The sequence below is a fragment of the Pseudomonas sp. NPDC079367 genome (assembly GCF_044542195.1).
GTDB lineage: Bacteria > Pseudomonadota > Gammaproteobacteria > Pseudomonadales > Pseudomonadaceae > Aquipseudomonas.
On the sequence record NZ_JBITTW010000018.1, the window covers coordinates 71,511 to 97,850 of the forward strand.

Below are 26,340 nucleotides of genomic sequence, written 5' to 3' on the forward strand. Positions count from 1 at the left end.
AGAGCGTTTCTGAACGTTGCGCCGCGAGGCTGGCAAGCAGTGCTCGCCAGCCTCGATCAGCTTATGGGCGGGAATTGATCTGTTGTTGCAGATTCTGGATCTGCGCCTGCAGGGTGTTGAGGTTGCGCGTCATCTGCGCGCGGAATGCATCGAACTCGGCGGTATTGCCGCCACCCTGAGGCGCTGCCGGGCGGTTGTCCTGCTGACTTTTCAGCACCACGATGTCCTGCTCCAGACGATCGATCGCCGCGCTCGGATTGCCCTGTTTCTTCAGCGCGGCGATATCGGCGCCCAGGCTTTTGAACTGGGCGTCGAAGGCTTTCAACTGCGCGTCGACCTTGCTGGTATCGGCTGGGGTGCTTTTGATTGTCGCAAGCTCGGCACTCAAAGCTTTGACCTGTGCCTGCAATTGCGTATTGGCGTTCTGTTGTTCGATGGTCTGTGCGGTCATCTGCGCCAGACGCTTGTCCAGCTCGCTGGCCTGCCCGGCCACGCCTTGCTGCTGCTTGCTCTGGTCGAGCAGCTTGCCTTCGAGTTGCTTGATCTGCAGCTTCAGCGCTTCGCTGTCGCTGCTGACGTTGCTCTGGCTGGCGACGACTTTGCCGGAAATATCCTGCAGGCGCCCGGCCGCTTCTTCGCTGATCCGCGCGAAGCTTTCCTGGGTGGCGACCAGTTGCTGTTCCATCAACGAAATCTGCTGAAAACTCCACCAGGCCAGACCGATGAAGGCGAAAAACAACGCGCCGACCAGCGCCCACAGCGGCCCGGTGCTGGCAGCCTTGACCTTGACCACTGGCGCGGTACGCGAATGCACGGAGGTGCGGGGACTGGGCGCGATGTCATCGTCATCGAACGGATCGGCGCGCAGGCTTGGCACGTTATCGAAATCGTCGTCGTGGGCATCGTTTCGCATGGACATTGAGGCAACCTTTGGCAAACGCGGTGATGGCTAAATGCTGCGAAGTATAACCGCCGCAGCCGCAGGCATTGACCCTCAACCCGCAAGGCGGTTCAGTGCCGCCCGGCCGAATCGTTTCAACGGATGTCCTGGGCTTTCCACCACGCACAGAACTCATCGAGTGCAGCCCACAGACTGACTTTCGGATCGTAGTCGAGATAATGCCGGGCGCGGCTGATGTCGAGGGTGAAATTTTTCTTCATGACCTGCATGCCCAGACGCGACAGTGTCGGCTCCGGACGTCCGGGCCAGAGCCTGCAGGCGCCTTCGTTGAGCACCGCAACGCTGTAGGCCAGACCGTACGATCGGTATTTGCGCACCTGATCGACTTCCATCCGCCGCATCACGTAGTTGACCACGTCCCACAGCGGCACCGGCGTACCGTTGCTGATGTTGTAAGCCTTGCCCAGCGCAGAACCCTGGGCCAGCAGGCTGCTGAGCATGGCTTCGTTGAGATTCTGCACGCTGGTGAAGTCGACCTTGTTCAAGCCGTTGCCGATGATCGCCAGACGGCCCTTGCGCTGCATCTTCAGCAGGCGCGGAAAGATGCTCATGTCGCCGGCACCGGTGACAAAGCGCGGGCGCAGCGCGATGGTTTCAAGACCAAACTCCTGGGCACCGAAGACTTTCTGCTCGGCCAGGTATTTGGTTGCGGCATAGGGATGTCCGAAGCGCTTGGGCACCTGCTCTTCGGTCAAACCGAGATGGTCGCGGCCATCGAAATAGATCGACGGCGACGACAGATGCACCAGCCGCCGCACCCGTTGCTTGAGGCAGGCTTCGACAACGTTTTCGGTGACTTCGACATTGCCCTGATGAAAGTCCTGATAACGCCCCCACACGCCGACAGCACCGGCGCAATGCACCACGGCTTCGACGTCGCGGCACAGGTCGCGCACCAGGTCGGCGTCGGTGAGGTCGCCCGGCACAAACTCCGCACCGCGGCGCACCAGATGCTCGACACTCTCGGCCCGGCGACCGTTGACCCGCACTTCAAGGCCCTGCTCCAGGGCGAAACGCGCAAAACGCCCGCCAATAAAGCCACTGGCGCCGGTAACCAAAATCTTCATCAAAAACTCCAGAAAAGCAGCTACGAGTGACAAGCTTTCAGCTGCAAGTTGAAACGGTGCGTGTTCTTGCTGCTTGCAGCTTGACGCTTGTCGCTGCGTTCAAGCCACTAGCCATTGTTTTGAGGAGCGCAGCAGTTGCTCGGTGAGCAGGTTGAGCAACTGACCGCCATTGCGCCAATGATGCCAGTACAGCGGCACGTCGATCGGTTTATCTGGCAGCAATTCGCGCAGCACCCCGCGTTGCAATTGCTCGCGCACCTGCAGTTCCGGCACCAGGCCCCAGCCCAGACCGGCTTCGGTCAGGCGAATGAAGCCTTCGGAGGACGGGCATAAATGGTGCTCGAACGCGCCGTCGACGCCCAACAGCGCCAGGTAGCGATGCTGAAGGAAATCGTCCGGGCCAAATACCAGCGCCGGGGTGCGGGGCAGCTGTTCGGCGCGCACACCATCGGGAAAATGCCGGGCGATGAAGGCCGGACTGGCCAGCGCCCGATATCGCATGGCGCCGAGCAACACACTGCGTGCGCCGGCCACCGGGCGCTCGCTGGCACACAGGCATGCGGCTACTTCACCGGCACGCATGCGCTTGAGGCCGACGGTCTGGTCCTCAACGATGAGGTCGAGCAACAAATGCTGCTCGGCGCAGAAATCGCCGACGGCCGCGGCCCACCAGGTGGCAAGGCTATCGGCGTTCAAGGCGATACGCAGGCGATCCGGCAGGCCTTCCTCATCCAGCGCCGGCACCACCGATTGCAGGTCGCGCTCGAGCAAACGCACCTGCTGCACATGGTTGAGCAAGCGTCGGCCGATTTCCGTCGGGGATGGCGGTGTTTCGCGCACCAGCACCGGCTGGCCGACCCGCGCCTCGAGCAATTTGATGCGCTGGGAGATGGCCGACTGCGACAGGCCCAGCACCTGCGCGGCGCGGTCGAAACCGGCCTGCTCGACCACGGCGGCCAGCGCGGAGAGCAATTTATAGTCAAACATCAGTTTTCCTAATGGGCGATCAGCACTATTGGTTTTTCTTATACAGCGCCACACCCGAGAATAGCCAGCAAGCACTCTCTTTCAAAGGACATCTCTCATGTGGCAAAGCTATGTAAACGGCCTGCTGGTGGCGTTCGGCCTGATCATGGCGATCGGCACACAGAACGCTTTTGTCTTGGCGCAAAGCTTGCGCCGTGAACACCATCTGCCGGTGGCCGCGCTGTGCGTGGTGTGTGACGCGATTCTGGTCGCAGCCGGGGTGTTCGGGCTGGCAACGATCCTGGCGCAGAACCCGACGCTTCTGGCGATTGCCCGTTGGGGTGGCGCGACCTTTCTGATCTGGTACGGCAGCCAGGCGCTGCGCCGGGCCTGTTCGAAGCAGAGCCTTGAACAAAGCGAGAACCAGACCGTGCGTTCGCTGCGCGCGGTGATGCTCAGCGCGTTGGCGGTGACATTGCTCAACCCGCACGTTTATCTCGACACGGTTTTGCTGATCGGCTCGCTGGGCGCGCAGCAATCGGTGCCGGGCGCTTATGTGGTCGGCGCGGCGAGTGCCTCGCTGCTGTGGTTTTTCACTCTGGCACTTGGCGCGGCGTGGCTGGCACCGTGGCTGGCCCGGCCGAGCACCTGGCGCATCCTCGATCTGGTCGTCGCGATGATGATGTTTGCCGTTGCCGCGCAATTGATCATCGCCGGATGAATAATTGCCAAAGGCTCTGGAACCTCTATCCCACACAGTTGTTGCGTGGTTAAGGCGCGACCCCGGTGCTATGATCCGAACCCTGCGCCGCAAAGAGTAAAAACTCGCCGGTGCATTTCCGGCCGCCCGTGATCGGCCTTGCGCTCACCGCAACAGACCTGATTAGGAGAATCATCATGGCTTTCGAATTGCCGCCGCTGCCTTACGCACACGATGCCCTGCAGCCGCACATCTCCAAGGAAACCCTGGAGTTCCACCACGACAAGCACCACAACACCTACGTCGTGAACCTGAACAACCTGGTGCCAGGCACCGAGTTTGAAGGCAAGACCCTGGAAGAAATCGTCAAGACTTCTTCGGGCGGCATCTTCAACAACGCCGCTCAGGTCTGGAACCACACTTTCTACTGGAACTGCCTGGCGCCAAACGCCGGCGGTCAACCAACCGGCGCACTGGCAGATGCCATCAACGCAGCGTTCGGTTCGTTCGACAAGTTCAAGGAAGAATTCAGCAAAACCTCGATCGGCACCTTCGGTTCCGGCTGGGGCTGGCTGGTGAAAAAGGCTGACGGTTCCCTGGCCCTGGCCAGCACCATCGGCGCCGGCAACCCGCTGACCAGCGGCGACACCCCGCTGCTGACCTGCGATGTCTGGGAACACGCTTACTACATCGACTACCGCAACCTGCGTCCGAAGTACGTTGAAGCGTTCTGGAACCTGGTCAACTGGAAGTTTGTGGCCGAGCAGTTCGAAGGCAAAACCTTCACCGCTTAAGCTGCACGCCAGACAAGAAACCCGGCCTCGGCCGGGTTTTTTTATGCCCGGCGCATGGCGTTTGTCGCACGCCAAAAGCAGCCTCGCGCCGTTTGCCGGGAGCCTTGAGCCGACTACCATCCACGATAGGAAAAAATCTTTGACCCGGTGCTCAAGTTGAGGGCGATTGCAACCGACACAGTAATTCAGAGCTATTACTCAAATGACCACATGGCGGCCAGGATACCGGCGAATTTTCCCGTGCCTGATTGTCCCTTTGACTGCCAACCCGGGATTGCCAATACTCATGGCAACTTGACGCTACCCGCACGGAACAAGGAATAACCCTTTGAAGCTGGAACTCAAGAACAGCTTGTCGGTGAAGTTGCTCCGGGTCGTGCTCCTGTCGGCATTGATCGTAGGCGTAGTCTTGAGCTGCGCGCAGATTGTCTTTGATGCCTACAAGACCCGCCAGGCCGTGGCCGGTGACGCCGAGCGCATCCTCGACATGTTTCGCGATCCGTCGACCCAGGCGGTTTACAGCCTGGACCGGGAAATGGGCATGCAGGTGATCGAAGGGTTGTTTCAGGACGACGCCGTGCGCCAGGCCTCGATCGGCCACCCCAACGAAGCCATGCTCGCGCAGAAATCCCGCGAACTGCAGCACTCCAACAGCCGTTGGCTGACCGACCTGATTCTCGGCCAGGAACGCACCTTCACCACGCAACTGGTCGGCCGTGGCCCTTACAGCGAGTATTACGGCGACCTGAGCATCACCCTCGACACCGCCACCTATGGCGAAGGGTTTATCGTCAGCTCAGTAATCATTTTCATTTCCGGGGTGTTACGCGCACTGGCGTTGGGCCTGGTGCTGTATCTGGTCTATCACTGGCTGCTGACCAAACCGCTGTCGCGAATCATTGAGCACCTCACCGAGATCAACCCCGATCGTCCCAGCGAGCACAAGATTCCGCAGATCAAGGGCCACGAAAAAAACGAACTGGGCCTGTGGATCAACACCGCCAACCAGTTGCTAGAGTCCATCGAACGCAACACTCACCTGCGCCACGAAGCGGAAAACAGCCTGCTGCGCATGGCCCAGTACGACTTCCTCACCGGTCTGCCGAACCGCCAGCAGTTGCAGCAGCAACTGGACAAGATTCTCGTCGATGCCGGCAAATTGCAGCGCCGCGTCGCCGTGTTGTGCGTCGGTCTCGATGACTTCAAAGGCATCAACGAACAATTCAGCTACCAGACCGGCGACCAGTTGCTGCTGGCGCTGGCCGATCGATTGCGCGCCCACAGCGGTCGTCTTGGCGCCCTCGCCCGTCTCGGCGGCGACCAGTTTGCACTGGTGCAGGCCGACATCGAACAACCCTACGAAGCAGCAGAACTGGCGCAGAGCATTCTCGATGACCTCGAGGCGCCCTTCGCCCTCGACGATCAGGAGATCCGCCTGCGCGCGACCATCGGCATCACCCTGTTTCCGGAGGACGGCGACAGCACCGAGAAGCTCTTGCAGAAAGCCGAGCAGACCATGACCCTGGCAAAGACTCGCTCGCGCAATCGCTATCAGTTCTACATCGCCAGCGTCGACAGCGAGATGCGCCGCCGTCGCGAGCTGGAAAAAGACCTGCGTGACGCACTGATCCGCGATCAGTTCTACCTCGTCTACCAGCCGCAGATCAGCTATCGCGATCACCGCGTGGTCGGCGTTGAAGCGCTGATTCGCTGGCAACATCCGGAACATGGTCTGGTGCCGCCGGACCTGTTCATTCCGCTGGCCGAACAGAACGGCACGATCATCGCCATTGGCGAATGGGTGCTTGATCAGGCCTGCAAGCAATTGCGCGAGTGGCACGATCAGGGTTTCGTCGATCTGCGCATGGCGGTCAATCTGTCGACCGTGCAACTGCACCATGCCGAGCTGCCGCGGGTGGTCAACAACCTGCTGCAGATGTACCGTCTGCCACCGCGCAGCCTGGAACTGGAAGTCACCGAAACCGGCCTGATGGAAGACATCACCACCGCCGCCCAGCATCTGCTCAGCCTGCGCCGCTCCGGTGCGCTGATAGCGATCGACGACTTCGGCACCGGCTACTCATCCCTCAGTTATCTGAAAAGCCTGCCGCTGGACAAGATCAAGATCGACAAGAGCTTCGTCCAGGACCTGCTTGATGACGACGATGATGCGACCATCGTTCGCGCGATCATTCAACTGGGCAAGAGCCTGGGCATGCAGGTGATTGCCGAGGGCGTGGAAACCGCCGAGCAGGAAACCTACATCATTTCCGAGGGTTGCCACGAAGGTCAGGGCTACCACTACAGCAAACCGCTGCCGGCGCGGGAGCTGGGCATCTACCTCAAGCAGGCGCAACGCAGTAACGCGGCTATTCTTTAACGATCAAAAGATCGCAGCCTCAAAGATCAAAAGATCGAAGCCTCGTTGCACTCGTCAGCTCCTACAGTGCAACGAGGCTGCGATCTTTTGATCTTCATGTGCAAATAAGAAATATTTCCAGCCACGCCTTTACACATAATGCGAAAGATTTGCATTATGTCGCAGTTTTGCGCGCCCCCGGCGCCAGTCCACTCAACTACCGAAGCAGGATGTTCGCCATGATTCGTATGCCTCTGGCTACCGCCAGTCTGCTGGCCATCGCTATTTCCCTCGCCGGTTGCGGCGAAGGCAAGGACAAAGAAAAAGCCTCCGAGATGACCCCGGCTTCCAGCAGCGCTGCTCCAGCTCCTGCCGCTGCACCTGCGCCTGCTGCCGGTAAAGTTGACGATGCCGCCGCCAAGGCTGTGGTCGCGCACTACGCCGACATGGTCTTCGCCGTTTACAGCGATGCCGAATCCACCGCGAAAACCCTGCAAACCGCCGTCGACGCGTTTCTCGCCAAGCCGAATGCCGACACCCTGAAAGCCGCCAAGGCTGCCTGGGTCGCCGCGCGCGTGCCGTATCTGCAGAGCGAAGTGTTCCGCTTCGGCAACACCATCATCGACGACTGGGAAGGTCAGGTTAACGCCTGGCCGCTGGACGAAGGCCTGATCGACTACGTCGACAAATCCTACGAGCACGCACTGGGTAACCCGGGCGCCACCGCCAATATCATTGCCAACACCGAAGTCCAGGTCGGCGAAGACAAGGTCGACGTGAAAGAGATCACCCCGGAAAAACTTGCCAGCCTCAACGAGCTGGGCGGTTCCGAGGCCAACGTCGCCACCGGTTACCACGCGATCGAATTCCTGCTCTGGGGCCAGGATCTGAACGGCACCGGCCCAGGCGCTGGCAACCGTCCGGCCTCGGATTACCTGGAAGGCGCCGGCGCCACCGGTGGTCACAACGAGCGTCGTCGTGCCTACCTCAAAGCCGTGACCCAACTGTTGGTCAGCGATCTGGAAGAAATGGTTGGCAACTGGAAGCCGAACGTGGCCGACAACTATCGCGCGACGCTGGAAGCCGAGCCGGGTGAGTCGGGTCTGCGCAAAATGCTGTTCGGCATGGGCAGCCTGTCTCTCGGCGAACTGGCAGGCGAGCGCATGAAGGTTTCCCTGGAAGCCAACTCCCCTGAAGACGAGCAGGATTGCTTCAGCGACAACACCCACTACTCGCATTTCTACGATGCCAAAGGCGTGCGTAACGTTTATCTGGGCGAGTACACCCGCGTTGATGGCACCAAAATGACTGGCGCCAGCCTGTCGTCGCTGGTGGCCAAGGCCGATCCGGCCGCCGACACCGCGGTGAAAGCCGATCTGGCCGCGACCGAAGCGAAAATTCAGGTCATGGTCGATCACGCCAACAAGGGTGAGCACTACGACCAGTTGATCGCCGCCGGCAACACCGCTGGCAACCAGGTCGTTCGTGACGCCATCGCCGCACTGGTCAAGCAGACTGGCTCGATCGAAGCCGCTGCCGGCAAACTGGGCATCAGCGACCTGAACCCGGACAACGCCGATCACGAGTTCTGATCAGCGCGCGCGCTTTAAAAAAGGCGACCTTCGGGTCGCCTTTTTCATACCCCATGATCACAGTCCCCTGTAGGAGCTGCCGAAGGCTGCGATCTGTTGATCTTGATTTTTGAAGATCAGAATCAAAAGATCGCAGCCTTCGGCAGCTCCTACAGGGCGTTTGCATCGCTCTGCAGATTTGCGCTGTATCAAGCAAACGATAATTCCTCTTATTCAAACTCCCCCGCCCTGTTAGACTTTGCGCCTTTGTTTTCGCCCGTTTGCAGGATGTCTGATGCCGTCGTTGCCGCTTCGCTTGTCCGCACTGTTGCTGGCCCTGGGCCTGAGTGCCTGCGATGACGCCCCGCGTTTCACCGAAGCCGAGCCGGGGGAAGCGCGTTCGGGCGGTGCGGCGACTGTGCGCAAGAGCGATCAGAACGCCTTCTCCCTGCCATCGGCCAATCTGCCCCCCTCGCGGCGCGTGGATTTCAGTGTCGGCAACAGTTTCTTTCGCAGCCCGTGGGTGATTGCGCCTTCGACCACCACGGCGCGCGACGGCCTCGGCCCGCTGTTCAATACCAACGCCTGCCAGAACTGCCACATCAAGGACGGTCGCGGTCATCCGCCAGCACCTGATGCAAGCAATGCGGTGTCGATGCTGGTGCGCCTGTCGATTCCCGATGCGCCGCCTTACGCCAGGGTTATCGAACAGCTCGGCGTGGTGCCGGAGCCGGTGTATGGCGGGCAGTTTCAGGACATGGCCGTCCCCGGCGTCGCCCCGGAAGGTAAAGTGCGCGTCGACTACACCCCGGTGCCCGTGCGTTTCAAGGACGGCACCGAGGTCGAATTGCGCAAGCCGACCCTGCAGATCACTCAACTCGGCTACGGCCCGATGCACCCGGACACGCGTTTTTCCGCGCGGGTGGCGCCGCCGATGATTGGTCTGGGCCTGCTCGAAGCGATCCCTGAAGAGGCGATCCTCGCCAACGCCGCCGTCCAGGCGAAAGCGAAAAACGGCATCAACGGCCGGCCGAACCGGGTCTGGGACGATGAGTTGCAGAAAACAGTGATTGGCCGTTTCGGCTGGAAAGCCGGGCAACCGAACCTCAATCAACAAAACGTTCACGCCTTTTCTGGCGATATGGGCCTGACCACCAGCCTGCGCCCCTTCGATGACTGCACCGAGGCGCAAACCGCCTGCAAACAGGCGCCGAACGGCAATGGTCCGGACGGTGAACCGGAAGTCAGCGATAACATTCTGCGTCTGGTGCTGTTCTACAGCCGCAACCTGGCGGTGCCGGCGCGCCGTGGGGTCAACGACCCACAGGTGCTGGCGGGCAAGAATCTGTTTTTCCGGGCCGGTTGCCAGACGTGCCACACGCCGAAATACACCACCGCGGCCAATGCTGCCGAGCCTGAATTGGCCAATCAGGTGATCCGCCCTTACAGCGATCTGCTGTTGCATGACATGGGCGAAGGCCTGGCGGATAACCGCACCGAATTTCAGGCCTCCGGCCGCGACTGGCGCACCCCGCCGTTGTGGGGGATTGGTCTGACGCAAGCGGTCAGCGGTCACACGCAGTTTTTGCATGACGGCCGCGCGCGCAATCTGCTCGAAGCGGTGCTCTGGCATGGCGGCGAAGCGACGGCGGCGCAGCAACAGGTTTTGTCTTTCAATGCCGAGCAGCGCGCTGCGTTGCTGGCGTTTCTGAACTCACTTTAAATACTGAAAAAGCATCGGGAGCCCGACATGTTCCGTCCCAAGTTACTGTTCACCAGCCTTGCCGCGCTCGCCCTCGGCGCCTGCTCGCCGCAGGATCCGCAAGCGGTCACTTCGGCGGCGATCGCCAAATCGGTGATCCTGCCGACCTACACTCGCTGGGTCGAAGCCGACCGGCAACTGGCGGTCAGCGCCCTCGCCTATTGCCAGGGCAAGGAAAGCCTGGAAACTGCCCGTGCCGACTTCCTTCACGCGCAGAAAGCCTGGGCCGAGTTGCAGCCGCTGCTGATCGGTCCGCTGGCCGAGGGCAACCGTTCGTGGCAAGTGCAGTTCTGGCCGGACAAGAAAAACCTCGTCGGCCGTCAGGTCGAGCAACTGGTCGTCGCCCAGCCGCAGATCGATGCCGCCGCATTGGCCAAATCCAGCGTCGTGGTGCAAGGCCTGTCGGCTTACGAATACATCCTCTTCGACGCCAAGCCTGACGTCGCCAACGACGCGCAGAAAGCCAAGTACTGCCCGCTGCTGATCGCCATTGGCGAGCGCCAGAAGCAACTGGCCGAAGAGATCCTGCAGGGCTGGAACAACACCGATGGCATGCTCGCGCAGATGAGCAAATTCCCCAACCAGCGCTACGCCGACTCCCACGAAGCGATCGCCGATCTGCTGCGCGTACAAGTGACGGCACTCGATACCCTGAAGAAAAAGCTCGGCACGCCGATGGGCCGTCAGAGCAAAGGCGTGCCGCAGCCGTTCCAGGCGGATGCGTGGCGCAGCCAGTCGTCGCTGACGGCGCTGGAAGCCAGCCTTGCCGCAGCCAAAACCGTCTGGGAAGGCGTCGACAACAAGGGCCTTCGCGGTCTGTTGCCGGCCGAGCAGAAACCGCTGGCGGACAAGATCGACGCCGCTTATGCCGCCTCGCTGAAGCTGTTCGACAGCACTCAGCGTTCGCTCGGCGAAATGCTTGAAGACGACGCCGGTCGCCAGCAGCTCAACGATATCTATGACAGCCTCAACGTCGTCCATCGCCTGCATGAAGGCGAACTGGCCAAGGCGCTGGGCATCCAACTGGGCTTCAATGCCAACGACGGTGACTGATGAGGGCGAGTGCCATGCTGCGACGTCAGGTTCTGACTTTAGGTAGTGCACTGCTGGGAGCGGTGACGCTGGGCGGCTGGACGCTGTTCAAACGCAAGGATCAAAGCCCGCTGCTGTTGTCGGCGCGCGACGATACTGACGGCAAGCATTACGCGGTCGGTTATCGGCTCGACGGCACGCGGGTGTTCGCCACCCACGTCGGCCAGCGTTGCCACGACATCATCAATCATCCGACGCAGCCGCTGGCGCTGTTCGTTGCACGGCGTCCGGGTACCGAGAGTTACCTGATCGACCTGCGCGACGGCAAGCTACTGCAGACCGTGACCTCGCAGCCGAATCGGCACTTCTACGGCCACGCCGTGGTGCACAAGGACGGCGAATACCTGTACGCCTCCGAGAACGACACCACCGATCCGGGTCGCGGCCTGCTCGGCGTGTACACGTTCGAGGGCGAGCGGCTGGTGCACACGGGCGAGATTTCCACCCACGGTCTCGGCCCGCATCAGGTGTCGTGGATGCCCGACGGCGAGACGCTGGTCGTGGCCAACGGCGGGATTCGCACCGAAGCGGAAAGCCGCGTCGACATGAACCTCAACGCCATGGAGCCGAGCCTGGTGCTGATGCAGCGCGACGGCACGTTGCTGAGCAAGGAAACCCTCGCCCAGCAGATGAACAGCGTGCGTCACCTGGGCATCGCCAGCGACGGCACCATCGTTGCCGGTCAGCAATTCATGGGGCCGTCGCACGAGCGCTCGGAGCTGTTGGCGATCAAGCGACCCGGGCAAGCGTTCGTGGCGTTCCCCGTAGCGGAAGATCAGTTGCAGGCGATGGGGCACTACACCGCCAGCGTCGCGGTGCACAGCGATCTGCGGCTGGTCGCGTTGACGGCGCCGCGTGGCAACCGCTTCTTCATCTGGGATCTGGACAGCGGCGAACTGCGCCTCGATGCGCCTCTGCCAGATTGCGCTGGCGTTGGTGCGGTGAAGGATGGCTTTGTCGTGACCTCGGGTCAGGGCCGCTGCCGCTACTACGATTGTCGCCAGGAACAGCTGCTGGCCAAACCGCTGGAATTGCCGGCGGGGCTCTGGGACAACCATCTTCATCTGATGGCCTAGAGCCGTTGAAAAGATCGCAGCCTTCGGCAGCTCCTACTTTGGAATGCAATCCCCTGTAGGAGCTGCCGAAGGATCGAGCCGCGATCGGACGATCTTTTGCGTCACCCTGTAATAACTGCCAGTTGGAATCCCCCCGGTACTCGGAGTAATGTGCCCGCCTGTCTCATGATTTATCCAAGGAACTGGAAATATGCTGCGTCGCCGCATGCTGATCATGTTGGGTGTTGTTTTGCTGCTCGTGCTGGTGCTGGGCGGATACAAAGCCTTTTCGATCTACACGATGATCCAGGGCTTTTCCAAACCCAAGCCGCCGATCAGCGTCGCTGTGGCCAAGGCCGGCGAGCAGCCGTGGCAGATGCGCCTGCCTACCGTCGGCACACTCAAGGCGCTGCAAGGCGTCGACTTGAGTCTGGAAGTCGCCGGCACCGTTACTGAACTCAAATTCGAATCCGGGCAGAAGGTCAAGGCCGGGCAACCGTTGCTGCAACTCGACAGCGCTGTGGAAGCCGCCCTGCTGGAAACCGCGAAGGCCGATCTCGGCCTGGCGCAGCTTGATTTCGGGCGTGGCGCGCAACTGGTCGACAGCCGCGCGATTTCCAAAGGCGAGTACGACCGCCTCTTTGCCGTGCTGCAAAAGAACAAGGCCACGGTCAATCAGCTCAATGCTTCGCTGGCGAAAAAGCGCATTCTCGCGCCGTTCAGCGGCACCATCGGTATCCGCCAGGTCGACGTCGGCGACTACCTCGCCAGCGGTACCAAAATCGCAACCTTGCAGGACTTGAGCAGCCTCTACGCTGACTTCTACGTGCCCGAACAAGCGGTGCCGAAACTCGCCATCGGCCAGCCCGTGCAGTTCACCGTTGCGGCTTATCCGGGGCAGAACTTTGCCGGCAAGATCAGCGCGATCAACCCGATCGTCGAAAGCACTACGCGCAATATTCTGGTACGCGCCACCTTGGCCAACCCCGACGGCAAGCTGTTGCCGGGCATGTTCGCCAGCCTTGAAGTGCTGCTGCCCGATCCGCAAAAGCACATCGTGGTACCGGAAAGCGCGATCACCTACACCCTGTACGGCAACTCGGTTTACGTGGTCGGGCAGAAAAAAGCCGAGGACGGCAGCCTCGCCAAGGATGACAACGGCCAACCGCTGCTCGTCGCCGAGCGTCGTTTCGTCGAGACCGGTGAACGCCGCGATGGCCTGGTGATGATCAACAAGGGCGTGCAGAGCGGCGAACAGGTGGTAACGGCGGGCCAGATCAAACTGGACAACGGTGCCCACATCGCCATCAGCGACGACAAGACCCTCGGCGAGCAGAACAGTCCGCCCCGCGCCGACTGATCAAGGAATTCCCATGGCTTTTACCGATCCGTTCATCCGCCGCCCGGTGCTCGCCACCGTGGTCAGCCTGCTGATTGTGCTGCTGGGCTTCCAGGCCTGGAGCAAGCTGCCGCTGCGCCAGTACCCGCAAATGGAAAACGCCTTGATCACGGTGACCACGGCGTACCCCGGGGCCAACGCCGAAACCATTCAGGGCTACATCACCCAGCCGATGCAGCAAAGCCTGGCCAGCGCCGAAGGCATCGATTACATGACCTCGGTCAGTCGGCAGAACTTCTCGGTGATTTCGGTTTACGCGCGCATCGGCGCCAACACCGACCGTTTGTTCACCGAACTGCTGGCCAAGGCCAACGAAGTGAAAAACAAGCTGCCGCAGGACGCTGAAGACCCGGTGCTGAGCAAGGAGTCCGCCGATGCTTCGGCGCTGATGTACATCAGCTTCTTCAGCAAGGACCTGAGCAACCCGCAAATCACCGATTACCTGTCGCGGGTCATCCAGCCAAAACTGGCGACGCTGCCGGGCATGGCCGAAGCGGAAATTCTCGGCAATCAGGTGTTCGCCATGCGCCTGTGGCTCGATCCGGTGAAACTCGCCGGCTTCGGCCTGAGCGCCGCCGACGTGACCGCTGCGGTGCGCCAGTACAACTTCCTTTCCGCCGCCGGCGAGGTCAAAGGCGAGTACACCGTCACCAGCATCAACGCCAATACTGAACTGAAGTCCGCCGAAGCCTTCGCGGCGATTCCGCTCAAGGTCGACGGCGACAGCCGCGTGCTGCTGCGCGATGTCGCGCGGGTGGAAATGGGCGCAGAAAACTACGACTCGATCAGCTCCTTCGGCGGCACGCCGTCGGTATACATCGGTATCAAGGCCACGCCGGGGGCGAACCCGCTGGACGTAATCAAGGAAGTGCGCAAGCTGATGCCGGAGCTGGAAGCGCAGCTGCCGCCGAACCTGAAAAGCGAAATCGCCTACGACGCCACGCTGTTCATTCAGGCCTCGATTGATGAGGTGGTGAAAACCCTGTTCGAAGCGGTACTGATCGTCATCGTTGTGGTGTTCCTGTTCCTCGGCGCGTTGCGTTCGGTGGTGATCCCTGTGGTGACCATCCCGCTGTCGATGATCGGCGTGATGTTCTTCATGCAGATGATGGGTTACTCGATGAACCTGCTGACGCTGCTGGCGATGGTGCTGGCCATCGGTCTGGTGGTGGACGACGCGATCGTCGTGGTGGAAAACATCCACCGCCACATCGAGGAAGGCAAGACACCGTTCGATGCAGCCCTGGAAGGCGCGCGCGAGATCGCCATGCCGGTGGTGTCGATGACCATCACCCTGGCGGCGGTGTATGCGCCGATCGGTTTCCTCACCGGGCTGACCGGGGCGTTGTTCAAGGAGTTTGCGCTGACCCTGGCGGGAGCGGTGGTGATTTCCGGCGTCGTCGCCCTGACGCTGTCGCCGATGATGTGCGCGTTTCTGCTGCGTCATGAAGAGAATCCCAGCGGACTGGCCCATCGTCTCGACCGGGTTTTCGACGGGCTCAAGCGCCGCTACCAAAGCATGCTGCACGGCACGCTCAATACCCGGCCGGTAGTGCTGGTGTTTGCGGTGATCGTGCTGTGCCTGATTCCGGTGTTTCTCAAGTTCACCAAGTCGGAACTGGCCCCGGATGAGGACCAGGGCATCATTTTCATGATGGCCAGTGCGCCGCAGCCGACCAACCTGGACTACCTGAGCACTTACACCGACGAGTTCATCACGATCTTCAAGGAGTTTCCCGAGTACTACTCATCGTTCCAGATCAACGGCTACAACGGCGTGCAGGCCGGTATCGGCGGTTTCCTGCTCAAACCGTGGAACGAGCGCAGCCGTACGCAGATGGAAATCCTCCCCGAAGTACAAAGCAAACTGGAGAGCATTCCCGGCCTGCAGATCTTCGGTTTCAACCTGCCTTCCCTGCCCGGCACCGGTGAAGGATTGCCCTTCGAATTCGTGGTCAATACCGCCAATGATTACGAGCTGCTGTTGCAAGTCGCCGAGCGGATCGAGAAACGCGCAATGGACTCGGGCAAGTTCGCCTTCGTCGACCTCGATCTGGCGTTCGACAAGCCGGAAGTCGTCGTGGATATCGACCGCGACAAGGCCGCGCAAATGGGCGTGACGATGCTCGACCTCGGCAGCACGCTGGCGACCTTGCTCGGCGAGGCGGAGATCAACCGTTTCACCATCGATGGCCGAAGCTACAAGGTCATCGCCCAGGTTGAACGGGCCTACCGCGACAACCCGGACTGGCTGAACAATTACTACGTGAAGAACACCCAAGGCGAACTGTTGCCGCTGTCGACGCTGATCAAAGTCAGCGACCGTGCGCGGCCGCGTCAGCTCAACCAGTTCCAGCAACTCAACGCGGCGAAGATTTCCGGTTTCCCGCTGGTGAGTATGGGCGAAGCCATCGATACCGTGCTGCAGATCGCCCGGGAAGAAGCGCCAGCCGGGTTTGCCTTCGACTACGGCGGCGCCTCGCGACAGTACGTGCAGGAAGGCAGCGCACTGTGGGTCACGTTTGCGCTGGCGCTGGCGATCATCTTTCTGGTGCTGGCCGCACAGTTCGAGAGCTTCCGCGATCCGCTGGTGATTCTGGTGACGGTGCCGCTGTCGATCTGCGGGGCGTTGATTCCACTGTTCCTCGGCTGGTCGAGCATGAACATTTATACCCAGGTCGGGCTGGTGACGCTGATCGGCCTGATCAGCAAGCACGGCATCCTGATCGTCGAATTCGCCAACCAGTTGCGCAAGGACAAGGGCCTGAGTGCGCGTGAAGCGGTGGAGGAAGCGGCGGCAATTCGCTTGCGCCCGGTGCTGATGACGACGGCGGCAATGGTGTTCGGCATGGTGCCGCTGATTCTGGCGACCGGTGCTGGCGCCGTGAGCCGCTTCGACATCGGCCTGGTGATTGCCACCGGGATGTCGATTGGCACGTTATTCACCTTGTTCGTGCTGCCATGTGTCTACACATTCATGGCGAAACCGGATGCCAAATAACACACATCGCCCCTTTGGGAGCGAGCTTGCTCGCGAATGCGGAGTGTCAATTGACGAAGATGTCGACTGATACGAAGCATTCGCGAGCAAGCCCGCTCCCACAGGGATGTTCGATCGTTCCGGCGCGCTGCGTGGGAACGATCAAACCAGCAAGATTTCAACAAAAAAAAGGCCTCGCAACTGCGAGGCCTTTTACTTGGGCTTCAATCGTTTCAACTGGCTGGCCTCATTCCCTGAGACAGCCCGAACATGAACAACAGCAAATCGTGATCGGGCTGGGTCGCCACGGAAGCCTTGGCCACCCGCGGAACCGAACAATGAGCGTCGTTCCCGGACGCCCCTATGACCTGCATGCGCGGCTGCTCCCAGGCAGCCACCGCCAGTGAAGCAACTGCCAAGGCCCCGACCAGGAACAAACCTCGTGCAATTTCGAGTTTCATCGCTATAAACCTTTGATAGCGCTGCCAAACGCCGTCTCGTAAAAGTAGACGAGTTTTTTCCAGTCGGCATCGCGGAACGACGAATGGCGACGCAGTTGCTTCATGTCGTGCTGCGCCGCCCGATACGCGGTCAGGCGCTGACGGCACTTCTCCAGATCGATCAACGCCACTTCAACCTGCGCCGTTTCACCTTCGCCGCTGACCCGCACGAAAACGTGCTTGATGTAGATGCAGCTGTGCTGCCAGCGGCCCTTGTGCATGCGCGCCAGGTTTTGCGCCAGGTCTTTGAGGACTCGCTCATAGACCACGTCGCCACATTGATCGCGACCACCAGCGGCGGCCAGCCAGTGCTCCAGTTCCTGGAAGCCGTCCAGCGACTTTGTCACCAGCAGTGCGCGCCACTTGTGCTGCGGATCGGGCTGGGCGCCGCAGAAGACAATGTGCGGGACTCGCACACCGAGTTTGCTCACACCGGTCAGCGCATCAAGTTCACGCAATACAGTCGGGCGACCGAAGGGGTGCAGCCAGCTGCGGTAGATATGCCCGGTCTGGCGCTTGGCGTACAGCAAGTGACCGTCACGGTCGACGATGCGCTGCACCCCGCTTTCGCCACCACGACGCACATTGGGCTCTTCAACCCATTCGCCGCGCAGGTTCCAGTAATAATCGAAACGATCCTGGGGAGCGACGTCCGCTTCAACTGCTGCTTGCACTGCCATCTTCTACCTCTTGCGTAATACGTAAACTCGCCACATCGCATAGAGCGGTATGAAGTCCAGTTGTTCCTGAATGCGGAAACCCGCCTGTTCAAATTCTTTTTCTATCGTTGCCGCTGGAATCAGAAAACGATTCTGGTAGTCATGGCTCGGCCGATCCCGCTCGGCGCGCTTGCGCTTCCAGGCCTTGAAATTGCCGTCGACCCACAACGAAACGATCAGGCTGTCACGGGTCACCCGCTCGAACTCCCGCAGAATCACCCGGCGGTGCTCGGCCTCGCCGATGTGGTGCAACAGGCGCATGCAAAAAATGCTGTCGACCGAGTTATCCGGCAGAGCGATATCGAACGCCGAGGTGTGCAGCGGTTGCACGCGCTTTACCACATCGCCCGGTTGCCCTTGCATCGCGGCATTGATCATCGATTCGGAATTGTCCGCACCGATGATCACCCGATTGGGCTTTTCCGCGAGCATTGGCCAGAAACGCCCGGCACCGCAGGGCAGATCCAGGACCAGACCGGGATCCCCCGCCAACGCCAAGGCCTTGCGACCCAATTGCTCGTCGCGCCAGTGCGACAGGCGACGGCCCAGGGTTTCATGATGTTTGCGCAAATATCGTTGTGCGTGTTGGTCGTCGTACTTTTCGGAAAAATCGAGCTTGATCGGGCCGGCCATCATCTGGACTCCTGAGTTCTGATGACGCCACCTTAAGCAGCGACCTGTCAGCGTCAGGTCATCCAATTGTGAAAATTCTGTCAGGTAAATCCGCAAAGTATTACAACGTTATACAGGATTTAGACAGCTATACGGGAGTAGCCTCGAGCCACTATTTGCCGGCATTAACGCCAAGATCTACCTCGAATCGGCAGCCATTGGGGTCCATCGTGCTCAAGCTGACCGTCCAGCCCTGGTTCTCACAGATGCGCTGCACCAGGGACAGACCCAGGCCAAGGCCTTCGCCACGTTTCTCGCTGCCACGCACGAAGGGCTCGAACATCGCCTCGCGTTTTTCCTCGGGAATACCCACCCCCGAATCCTCGACGACAAAGCCGTTGGCGGTGAGCGTCAGACGAATGAAACCCTGTTCGGTGTAATGCAATGCGTTGCGCAGAAGATTGCCCATCACCGCGTTCAGCAAAGTTGCGTTGTAGCGAGTGTCCGGAGGGTCGCCCGGCTCGAACATCAGCGTCAGGCCCTTGCGCTCGATCGGCTCGCGCCACACGCACAGCAGGCTCTCGGCCACTTGTATGAGGTTCTGCTGCGGCGCCGCTGCGGCTTCTTCATTCTGTGTGCGCGCCAGCATCAGGAAGGTCTGCACCAGCTCGCGCATTTCTTCGCTGGCCCGCGCAATGCGTTCGACCTGCGCACGACCGCGTTGATCGATTCCGGGGTTCTCCAGCAGCAGTTCGCAGGAACTGGCCAAGACCATCAGTGGCGTGCGCAATTCGTGGCTGACGTCGCTGGTGAACAGCCTTTCGCGGGTCAGTGCCTGCCGCAGACGCCCCAGCGTGGCATCGAACGCCACCGCCAGTTCACCGACTTCATCCGCCGCGTAATCCGGCGCCAACGGTGGCGCCAGCCCGAGCAACTGGTCGCGATGCCGGACCTGCCGCGCCAGGCGCACCACCGGCGCCATTACCTTGCGTGCGAGCACCCAGCCGAGAAACACCGCCAATGCCAGGCTGAGCACGAAGCCCACCAGCACCACCGCAAAGAGCACGCGCTCGCGCTCTTCGAAATCGCTTTGATCCTGCAGCAGCACGTAGCGCCGACCATCCACCACTTCGACCATGGCGTGATAGGACAACTGCTCGCGAAATACCTCATGGAAACCCGCATCGAGGTGACGCAGATCCTTGGGCAGGTCGAAATCGCCCGGCCCACCACTGAAATAGAACAACTGATCCGGTTCGGGGCGATGGCTCCAGTCGGAGACGTTGTCCATCAGCAGCAAACGTTGCAGGTCGCCGCCCAGCCCCGCCGAAATAAGTTTCTCTTCCACCAGGTGCACCGTTGCGACGATACCCATGGCGAAGGCGCCGGCCACCAGCGCACTCATCAGTGCAAAGGCGATGATGATCCGCTGGGAAAGACTCTGTTTAAACTCCATCTCTGCCCTCAGCCAAGCGATAACCGACACCGTGCACGGTGTGCAGCAGTGGCTTGGCGAATGGCTTGTCGATCACCTGACGCAATTGGTGGACATGGCTGCGCAGGCTGTCGCTGTCCGGGCAGTCATCGCCCCACAGCGCTTCTTCGAGAATTTCCCGACGCAACACATGCGGGCTTTTCTGCATCAACACCGCGAGCAGCTTGAGGCCGACCGGGTTGAGCTTGAGCAGCTTGCCTTCACGGGTCACTTCCAGGGTGTCGAGGTCGTAGCTCAGGTCACCGACCTGCAAGGCGCGGCGGCCACCGCCCTGAGCACGGCGCATGACCGCTTCGACGCGGGCCGCCAGCTCGGACAGGGCGAACGGCTTGATCAAATAATCGTCGGCGCCGGATTTGAAGCCTTGCAGCCGGTCGTCGAGTTGATCGCGGGCGGTGAGCATGATCACCGGCGTATCGCGCCGGGCGTCCTCACGCAGGCGTTTGCACAAGGTGTAGCCGTCGATGCCGGGCAGCATGATGTCGAGCACGATCAGGTCGTAATGCTCGGTCGCTGCCAAGTGCAGACCGGACAGACCATCCTGGGCGCAATCGACGGTATAGCCTTTGAGGCCCAGGTAATCGGCCAGATTGGCCAGAATGTCGCGGTTGTCTTCGACCAGCAGAATTCGCATGGGCACCTCCTCCGAACGGGGTAACGGCCGTCTTGGCTCGCGCAGCTTACGGCCAAGTGTGGCGCAGGGCTAGGGGATGTTTTCGATAACCGTGTGCAGTGCGCCGCGCGAGGATTTTTTCACTTTCGGTTAACAAATCGCCGACGCCAGCGCGCGCAGACTCCGCGCGATTACGCTCTCTCCTCCGTTCATCGACCAAGGAACCTGCCATGGAGTCGACCTCTGCCCTTCCCGCTTCAAGACCGCTCAACTGGTGGCTGTGTCTGGGCATTCCCGCCGTGGCGGCGATCATTCTGCTGTTGCTCGAACTGACCGATCTGGACATGGTTCTGGCGCAAATGTTCTACGACCCGGTCGCCGGGGATTTCATCGGACGGCACAGCTATTTTCTTGAAGACATCCTGCATGACCGGGCGAAACAGCTGGTGATAGGCTTCTCTGTGTTTGCCATTCTGGGTTTCATCGGCGCGTTTTTCATCGAACAGCTGAAACCGTTCAAGCGTGAATTGGGCTGTCTGGTGCTGTCGCTGGGGCTGGCGACTTCATTTGTCACTCCGGTCAAAGCCGTGACCGCCGTGCAGTGCCCGTGGAGCCTGGAGCAGTTTGGCGGCCACGAGACCTACAGCAAATTGATGGAGCATCGCCCCGCGACCGACAAGCCCGGACGTTGCTGGCCGGGTGGGCATGCGGCGACCGGGTTCACTCTGTTTGCACTGTTCTTCGTATTGCGCGACCGCCGTCCACGACTGGCGCGGCAGGCGTTTGTGTTCGCCTTTGCGCTGGGTTCGGTGTTCTCGATCAGTCGCATGATGCAAGGCGCGCACTTCTTTTCGCACAACGTGTGGACGGCGATTTTCTGCTGGCTGATTTGCCTGGGGGCTTATTACTGGGTGCTGTATCGCCCGGATTGAAGGCTGGGGCTGTCGTCAGAGCACACCCCGTCAGCGCCTGAATACACATCAACCTGTGGGAGCGGGCTTGCTCGCGAAGGCGTCCTGCCAGTCAATGCGCCTGTCGAATGACACCGCTTTCGCGAGCAAGCCCGCTCCCACAGGGTTTGGGGCCAACCCTGAAATCCAGGCAATAAAAAACCCCGCTGACTTTCGCCAGCGGGGTTTTGCGTTACAGGGCCAGGGCTGGCTGTCGGGTAAGAAACGGCCATTACTGACCGTCCCTCCCCTAAGAACTGTACGTGCGAGTTTCCCCGCATACAGCTCAAGCCTTTGTAAGCCCTTTCTCAGTTGAAAGAGCCGGTGCCGCACTGTGTAACTGTCGATGACAGTTGGGATGCAACAACACCAGATTGCCCAGCTCGTCGCATCCGCCCTTGTGCCGCTCGATAACATGGTGAATGTTCCACCCGCTTTCGAACGTAATCAACTGCTTGCACATCGGGCAGCGCTTGCTCTGGCCAAGCCACAGCGTCAGCGTCTTCCGCTTCCCCTCGTCCGAGCTTCGCCACGCATATTCCAGCCGTTGCTCGAAGTACATCTCGTCCTCTGGGGCGTATGGGTTAGCCTCCGCCTTGATCTTGGTGTGCCGCTTGATCGGCGTATCGCTGGCGTACAACAAGTGGAGCAGTTTGCCGCTGGGGTGTAGCCCGGAGAATACCCAACTACGTGTTCCCACGCGCTTGAAGTATTTTTCCTTGATCCAACGTTTGCAGCGATTCAGATGTCGCCGCCTGCACCATCGCCATAGCAATTTCCAGATCCTGTAATCCACGTAGTTGAAGGTCTGCTTGGCGACAATCGGCCGATGATAATTGGCCCAACCCCGAATAACTGGATTGAGCTGCTTGATCAACAGGCTGGCCGGTGCCGCTTTGTTCGCTTCAACCAACGCCTTAACCTTGGCCAGAAATGCTTTCACGTTCTTGTGGGCTGGCTTTATCAGCAGCTTGTCACCGTACTTGCGAATATTCTGACCGAGGAAATCGAACCCATCCGATACATGCGTGAACAACGTTTTCTCCACCGCAAGGCTCAACCCCCGCTCGGCCATGAAGGCTTCGACGAGTGGCTTCACCTCGTTTTCCAGCAGCTCTTTCGAGATGCCGGTGATGACGAAATCATCTGCGTATCGCACATAGTTGACCTTGGTCTTGTAGCTGGCTTTGGTATTACGCTGCCCGAACCGAGATTCGAGCTCCTTTTCCAGTCCATCAAGGGCCAGGTTGGCCAATACGGGCGAGATGATCCCTCCTTGCGGAGTTCCCGCCCCTGTCGGATTCAATCGACCGGATTCCAAATATCCCGCTTTCAGCCATTTCCTTAGAACCACTTTGTCCATCGGGACGTTAGTGATCAGCCAGTCGTGACTGATGTTGTCGAAACATCCCTTTATATCGCCCTCCATGACCCACTGCGCAGAATGCTTGCGACCGAGATTGACGAACAATTGCTCGATTGCATCTGCCGTGGAACGGTGAGGGCGAAAGCCATAGGAATTTCGGTCGGCTGTGGTCTCAGACACCGGTTCAAGTGCCAGCAGGTATAACGCCTGCATCGCTCGATCCAGCATCGTCGGAATCCCCAGCGGTCTACGCTGGCCATTTGCTTTGGGAATGTAAATCCGCCGCAGTGGCCGGGGCTTGTAGCCCCTGCGCTCTAACCGAAAAACTGCCTTCCATTTGCTTTCAGGCGTGCTCCAGGTTTCCCCATCGACGCCGGGAGTCCTGCGACCCCGGTTTTCAGTGACCCGTTTAACCGCCAATACCTTGGCGGCAAACGAGCGAACCAGCATACGCTGCAAGGTTTTCACCTGCCGCCATTGCTGATTCTTGGCTGCCTTCGCGATCCGTACCTGTAGCCCTCGCACCTGTCGATGACCTGTTTCCCAGTCTATCGAATGCCAACTGATGGCCAGATGGGAGGACGCAGGTACTTCTATTTCAGACGCACTCATCTTGCTTTTCCTCCAGAGAAGATTTCCCCAGAGGGCAGTAGACGCACGTCGCCCTTGTGGGGGAGTGAGTACACTGCCCCGCAAGGGATTTCTATGAGTTAGACGCAGCCGGTCAAACCGACAAACGTCTGTTCTTGATGGCTTTACAGGCCTTCTCGCGATCAAAGACCAGTCGGAAGTCAGCACCGTTTCCAGTCAGGGCAGAGCCCTTATCCAACCCCATTACAGGGAGGCATTCGCTTTTTCCGACATCCTCTACCCGCATTTTCAACAGTCTTCCTCACGGTCGACCTGCCTTGCCATACAGGCCAATGGCGAAAATACGGGCTTACCGAGTTCCATAACCGTCACAAGGATGGGTTAGGCCCTGCCTATTCACCGATGACTCAATGTCAGCGTGCCCCCAGATGTAAAAGGGACAACCAGTCATGCACCATTTTGGTCAAAGCCTATCAGCAACTTTGGCTCCATGCGGTTGACGGTGTTTATCAGCAGTTCACTTACGTTGGCCATACCAACCAGCCTAGCGTCTCACCCGCGTGTTGCTCGCAGGGTCTGCATGGTGCCTCGCGGCGACCACACACCACAGAATCATGGGACTACATTGTCAGGAAGCTTCGCACCCCGCCGTTACCAGCGACGCACTATCCCTAGGCTACTTTTGGCTGAACAAAAGGTCTCGCGCCCCTCTACCTTGCGGTTTCCGGGTGAGACAATGACAGCTATGGCTTGCGCCCTATAGATAGGAGCAGGCCAGCTCTTTGGACACGATTTCCCATACCTCCCTCGCAGTGATTCAAAATCTGCAAGCTCAGTACGCATATCGTTCTGATGATTTCCAGAGAGAAAATCACGATATATAGGCGACATTACGCCGAATTCTAAGCACCTTGTGAGTGCCGGAAATCCGGGTTTTGACGCCCGGACTTCGGGTTTTTTAAGCTGTTTCTGCGGGAAAGTGATCACCGGTTCAACCGGTGATCACCTAAGATGTAGCCCGCTAGGTGCTTCTACCTATAGCGACTCTCGTCGCACTACATCATGCCGCCCATGCCACCCATGCCGCCCATGTCTGGCATACCGCCGCCAGCTGCACCTTCTTTCTTCGGTGCGTCGGCAACCGCTGCTTCGGTGGTCAGGATCAGACCGCCGATGGAGGCTGCAGCCTGCAGAGCCGAACGGGTTACCTTGGTTGGGTCCAGGATGCCCATTTCGATCATGTCGCCGTATTCGCCGGAAGCAGCGTTGTAACCGAAGTTACCTTTGCCGTTCTTCACTTCGTTGACGACTACGCTTGGCTCGTCACCGGAGTTGGCAGCGATCTGACGCAGCGGCGCTTCAACAGCGCGACGCAGCACAGCGATACCGACGTTCTGGTCAGCGTTGTCGCCGGTCAGTTCGGTCAGGGCTTCCAGAGCACGGATCAGCGCTACGCCACCGCCAGGTACCACGCCTTCTTCAACGGCTGCACGGGTTGCGTGCAGGGCGTCTTCAACGCGGGCCTTCTTCTCTTTCATTTCAACTTCGGAACCAGCGCCAACCTTGATCACTGCAACGCCGCCGGACAGCTTGGCCAGACGCTCTTGCAGTTTTTCACGGTCGTAGTCCGAGGACGTTTCGGCAACCTGGGCACGGATCTGGGCGATACGGCCTTCGATGTCTGCCTGCACGCCAGCACCGTCAACGATGATGGTGTTTTCCTTGGACAGGGTCACGCGCTTGGCGTTACCCAGGTGCTCCAGGGTGGTGCTTTCCAGGCTCAGACCGATCTCTTCGGAGATCACGGTACCGCCGGTCAGAACAGCGATGTCCTGCAGCATGGCCTTGCGACGATCGCCGAAGCCTGGTGCCTTGACGGCAGCGACTTTAACGATACCGCGCATGTTGTTCACCACCAGAGTCGCCAAGGCTTCGCCTTCAACGTCTTCGGCAACGATCAGCAGCGGACGGCCGGCTTTGGCCACAGCTTCCAGTACAGGCAGCATTTCGCGGATGTTCGAGATCTTTTTGTCGACCAGCAGGATCAGCGGGCCGTCGAGCTCGGCAACCATGGTGTCCGGCTTGTTGACGAAGTACGGCGACAGGTAGCCACGGTCGAACTGCATGCCTTCTACAACCGACAGTTCGTTTTCCAGGCCCGAGCCTTCTTCAACGGTGATCACGCCTTCTTTACCGACTTTGTCCATGGCTTCGGCAATGATGTCGCCGATGGAGTTGTCGGAGTTGGCGGAGATGGTGCCGACCTGAGCGATGGCTTTGAAATCAGCGCATGGCTTGGACAGGGCTTTGAGCTCTTTGACAATGGCGATGGTCGCCTTGTCGATGCCGCGCTTCAGGTCCATCGGGTTCATGCCGGCAGCGACGGCTTTCAGGCCTTCGTTGACGATCGACTGAGCCAGAACGGTAGCGGTGGTAGTACCGTCACCAGCGTCATCGTTGGCACGGGAGGCAACGTCTTTGACCAGCTGCGCGCCCATGTTTTCGAAGCGATCTTCGAGTTCGATCTCTTTGGCGACGGAAACGCCGTCCTTGGTGATAGTCGGAGCGCCGAAGCTCTTCTCCAGGATCACGTTACGGCCTTTCGGGCCCAGGGTCGCTTTTACCGCGTCAGCCAGAACGTTGACGCCTTTGAGCATCTTGGAGCGGGCGGCATCGCCGAACTTAACTTCTTTAGCAGCCATGATCGATATTCCTTAAATACTTTGTAGTAACGGGAAAATGAACGGGATTTATCAGCCTTCGATAACCGCGAGAATTTCGTTCTCGC

General features: G+C 59.8%; 19 protein-coding genes and 1 pseudogene. 10 read left to right on the forward strand and 10 right to left on the reverse strand.

Annotation, left to right across the window (positions count from 1 at the left end; translation table 11 throughout):
- Positions 1-61: 61 nt before the first annotated feature.
- From ACIGDJ_RS16120 to ACIGDJ_RS16130, 3 genes are all read right to left on the reverse strand, one after another.
- Positions 62-919 (reverse strand): ATPase, encoded by an 858-nt coding sequence (locus ACIGDJ_RS16120; RefSeq protein WP_101162224.1) that lies wholly within the window; start codon positions 917-919, stop codon positions 62-64.
- Positions 920-1,035: 116 nt separating this feature from the next.
- Positions 1,036-2,028, reverse strand: a complete 993-nt coding sequence (locus tag ACIGDJ_RS16125) for an NAD-dependent epimerase/dehydratase family protein (protein ID WP_397479432.1) — start codon at positions 2,026-2,028, stop codon at positions 1,036-1,038.
- A gap of 99 nt (positions 2,029-2,127) precedes the next feature.
- Positions 2,128-3,015: a LysR family transcriptional regulator ArgP gene (locus ACIGDJ_RS16130; protein WP_101162211.1), complete on the reverse strand. Its 888-nt coding sequence runs from the start codon at positions 3,013-3,015 to the stop codon at positions 2,128-2,130.
- A 97-nt stretch (positions 3,016-3,112) separates the two neighbouring features.
- Between ACIGDJ_RS16130 and ACIGDJ_RS16135 the strand changes: the two genes are divergently transcribed.
- The 9 genes from ACIGDJ_RS16135 to ACIGDJ_RS16175 all read left to right on the forward strand — a co-directional run bounded on the left by ACIGDJ_RS16135 (position 3,113) and on the right by ACIGDJ_RS16175 (position 16,727).
- Entirely contained in the window at positions 3,113-3,715 is a 603-nt protein-coding gene (locus ACIGDJ_RS16135; protein ID WP_101162209.1) for a LysE/ArgO family amino acid transporter, read from the forward strand.
- A gap of 176 nt (positions 3,716-3,891) precedes the next feature.
- Complete coding sequence (locus ACIGDJ_RS16140) at positions 3,892-4,488, forward strand: superoxide dismutase (protein WP_016773431.1); 597 nt, start codon at positions 3,892-3,894, stop codon at positions 4,486-4,488.
- 328 nt (positions 4,489-4,816) lie between these two features.
- The gene (locus ACIGDJ_RS16145) at positions 4,817-6,868 is read left to right on the forward strand and encodes a bifunctional diguanylate cyclase/phosphodiesterase (protein ID WP_016773430.1); all 2,052 of its coding nucleotides are present in this window, start codon (positions 4,817-4,819) and stop codon (positions 6,866-6,868) included.
- Positions 6,869-7,086: 218 nt separating this feature from the next.
- A complete protein-coding gene (locus tag ACIGDJ_RS16150) occupies positions 7,087-8,439 on the forward strand; it encodes an imelysin family protein (protein WP_101162208.1) in 1,353 nt (450 codons plus the stop codon).
- A gap of 274 nt (positions 8,440-8,713) precedes the next feature.
- Positions 8,714-10,141: a di-heme oxidoredictase family protein gene (locus ACIGDJ_RS16155; RefSeq protein WP_397478921.1), complete on the forward strand. Its 1,428-nt coding sequence runs from the start codon at positions 8,714-8,716 to the stop codon at positions 10,139-10,141.
- Between the two features lie 27 nt (positions 10,142-10,168).
- Positions 10,169-11,233: an imelysin family protein gene (locus tag ACIGDJ_RS16160; RefSeq protein ID WP_024014143.1), complete on the forward strand. Its 1,065-nt coding sequence runs from the start codon at positions 10,169-10,171 to the stop codon at positions 11,231-11,233.
- A 14-nt stretch (positions 11,234-11,247) separates the two neighbouring features.
- Positions 11,248-12,348 (forward strand): DUF1513 domain-containing protein, encoded by a 1,101-nt coding sequence (locus ACIGDJ_RS16165; protein WP_397478922.1) that lies wholly within the window; start codon positions 11,248-11,250, stop codon positions 12,346-12,348.
- Positions 12,349-12,538: 190 nt separating this feature from the next.
- Positions 12,539-13,687, forward strand: a complete 1,149-nt coding sequence (locus ACIGDJ_RS16170; protein WP_397478923.1) for an efflux RND transporter periplasmic adaptor subunit — start codon at positions 12,539-12,541, stop codon at positions 13,685-13,687.
- Between the two features lie 13 nt (positions 13,688-13,700).
- Positions 13,701-16,727 carry a multidrug efflux RND transporter permease subunit gene (locus ACIGDJ_RS16175; protein WP_101162200.1) on the forward strand — a complete coding sequence of 1,009 codons (3,027 nt, stop codon included), beginning with the start codon at positions 13,701-13,703 and terminating at the stop codon, positions 16,725-16,727.
- 212 nt (positions 16,728-16,939) lie between these two features.
- On the opposite strand, the gene ACIGDJ_RS16180 is transcribed toward ACIGDJ_RS16175, so the two are convergent.
- The 5 genes from ACIGDJ_RS16180 to colR all read right to left on the reverse strand — a co-directional run bounded on the left by ACIGDJ_RS16180 (position 16,940) and on the right by colR (position 20,666).
- Positions 16,940-17,167 carry a hypothetical protein gene (locus ACIGDJ_RS16180; protein ID WP_016773424.1) on the reverse strand — a complete coding sequence of 76 codons (228 nt, stop codon included), beginning with the start codon at positions 17,165-17,167 and terminating at the stop codon, positions 16,940-16,942.
- A 2-nt stretch (positions 17,168-17,169) separates the two neighbouring features.
- The gene (locus tag ACIGDJ_RS16185) at positions 17,170-17,886 is read right to left on the reverse strand and encodes a lipopolysaccharide kinase InaA family protein (RefSeq protein WP_397478925.1); all 717 of its coding nucleotides are present in this window, start codon (positions 17,884-17,886) and stop codon (positions 17,170-17,172) included.
- 3 nt (positions 17,887-17,889) lie between these two features.
- Entirely contained in the window at positions 17,890-18,558 is a 669-nt protein-coding gene (locus ACIGDJ_RS16190; protein ID WP_101162269.1) for a class I SAM-dependent methyltransferase, read from the reverse strand.
- Positions 18,559-18,709: 151 nt separating this feature from the next.
- Complete coding sequence (locus tag ACIGDJ_RS16195) at positions 18,710-19,993, reverse strand: sensor histidine kinase (RefSeq protein ID WP_397478926.1); 1,284 nt, start codon at positions 19,991-19,993, stop codon at positions 18,710-18,712.
- Positions 19,983-20,666, reverse strand: a complete 684-nt coding sequence (gene colR, locus ACIGDJ_RS16200) for a two-component system response regulator ColR (RefSeq protein ID WP_041479855.1) — start codon at positions 20,664-20,666, stop codon at positions 19,983-19,985. Before colR ends, ACIGDJ_RS16195 begins: the two co-directional genes overlap by 11 nt.
- A gap of 209 nt (positions 20,667-20,875) precedes the next feature.
- On the opposite strand from colR, the pseudogene ACIGDJ_RS16205 reads away from it, so the two are divergent.
- Positions 20,876-21,618: pseudogene (locus tag ACIGDJ_RS16205) on the forward strand (phosphatase PAP2 family protein).
- 263 nt (positions 21,619-21,881) lie between these two features.
- Here the strand turns inward: ACIGDJ_RS16205 and ltrA are convergent.
- Together ltrA and groL are read right to left on the reverse strand one after the other, a co-directional pair.
- Positions 21,882-23,573, reverse strand: a complete 1,692-nt coding sequence (ltrA, locus tag ACIGDJ_RS16210) for a group II intron reverse transcriptase/maturase (protein ID WP_071534438.1) — start codon at positions 23,571-23,573, stop codon at positions 21,882-21,884.
- Positions 23,574-24,607: 1,034 nt separating this feature from the next.
- Positions 24,608-26,254 carry a chaperonin GroEL gene (gene groL, locus ACIGDJ_RS16215; RefSeq protein ID WP_397504573.1) on the reverse strand — a complete coding sequence of 549 codons (1,647 nt, stop codon included), beginning with the start codon at positions 26,252-26,254 and terminating at the stop codon, positions 24,608-24,610.
- Positions 26,255-26,340 lie beyond the last annotated feature (86 nt).

Excerpts from the sequence above, each read along its gene's own strand:
- ACIGDJ_RS16120 (WP_101162224.1), bottom strand. The coding sequence starts at position 919 with ATGTCCATGCGAAACGATGCCCACGACGACGATTTCGATAACGTGCCA.
- ACIGDJ_RS16125 (WP_397479432.1), bottom strand. The coding sequence starts at position 2,028 with ATGAAGATTTTGGTTACCGGCGCCAGTGGCTTTATTGGCGGGCGTTTT.
- ACIGDJ_RS16130 (WP_101162211.1), bottom strand. The coding sequence starts at position 3,015 with ATGTTTGACTATAAATTGCTCTCCGCGCTGGCCGCCGTGGTCGAGCAG.
- ACIGDJ_RS16135 (WP_101162209.1), top strand. The coding sequence starts at position 3,113 with ATGTGGCAAAGCTATGTAAACGGCCTGCTGGTGGCGTTCGGCCTGATC.
- ACIGDJ_RS16140 (WP_016773431.1), top strand. The coding sequence starts at position 3,892 with ATGGCTTTCGAATTGCCGCCGCTGCCTTACGCACACGATGCCCTGCAG.
- ACIGDJ_RS16150 (WP_101162208.1), top strand. The coding sequence starts at position 7,087 with ATGATTCGTATGCCTCTGGCTACCGCCAGTCTGCTGGCCATCGCTATT.
- ACIGDJ_RS16155 (WP_397478921.1), top strand. The coding sequence starts at position 8,714 with ATGCCGTCGTTGCCGCTTCGCTTGTCCGCACTGTTGCTGGCCCTGGGC.
- ACIGDJ_RS16160 (WP_024014143.1), top strand. The coding sequence starts at position 10,169 with ATGTTCCGTCCCAAGTTACTGTTCACCAGCCTTGCCGCGCTCGCCCTC.
- ACIGDJ_RS16165 (WP_397478922.1), top strand. The coding sequence starts at position 11,248 with ATGCTGCGACGTCAGGTTCTGACTTTAGGTAGTGCACTGCTGGGAGCG.
- ACIGDJ_RS16170 (WP_397478923.1), top strand. The coding sequence starts at position 12,539 with ATGCTGCGTCGCCGCATGCTGATCATGTTGGGTGTTGTTTTGCTGCTC.
- ACIGDJ_RS16175 (WP_101162200.1), top strand. The coding sequence starts at position 13,701 with ATGGCTTTTACCGATCCGTTCATCCGCCGCCCGGTGCTCGCCACCGTG.
- ACIGDJ_RS16180 (WP_016773424.1), bottom strand. The coding sequence starts at position 17,167 with ATGAAACTCGAAATTGCACGAGGTTTGTTCCTGGTCGGGGCCTTGGCA.
- ACIGDJ_RS16185 (WP_397478925.1), bottom strand. The coding sequence starts at position 17,886 with ATGGCAGTGCAAGCAGCAGTTGAAGCGGACGTCGCTCCCCAGGATCGT.
- ACIGDJ_RS16190 (WP_101162269.1), bottom strand. The coding sequence starts at position 18,558 with ATGGCCGGCCCGATCAAGCTCGATTTTTCCGAAAAGTACGACGACCAA.
- ACIGDJ_RS16195 (WP_397478926.1), bottom strand. The coding sequence starts at position 19,993 with ATGGAGTTTAAACAGAGTCTTTCCCAGCGGATCATCATCGCCTTTGCA.
- colR (WP_041479855.1), bottom strand. The coding sequence starts at position 20,666 with ATGCGAATTCTGCTGGTCGAAGACAACCGCGACATTCTGGCCAATCTG.
- ltrA (WP_071534438.1), bottom strand. The coding sequence starts at position 23,573 with ATGAGTGCGTCTGAAATAGAAGTACCTGCGTCCTCCCATCTGGCCATC.
- groL (WP_397504573.1), bottom strand. The coding sequence starts at position 26,254 with ATGGCTGCTAAAGAAGTTAAGTTCGGCGATGCCGCCCGCTCCAAGATG.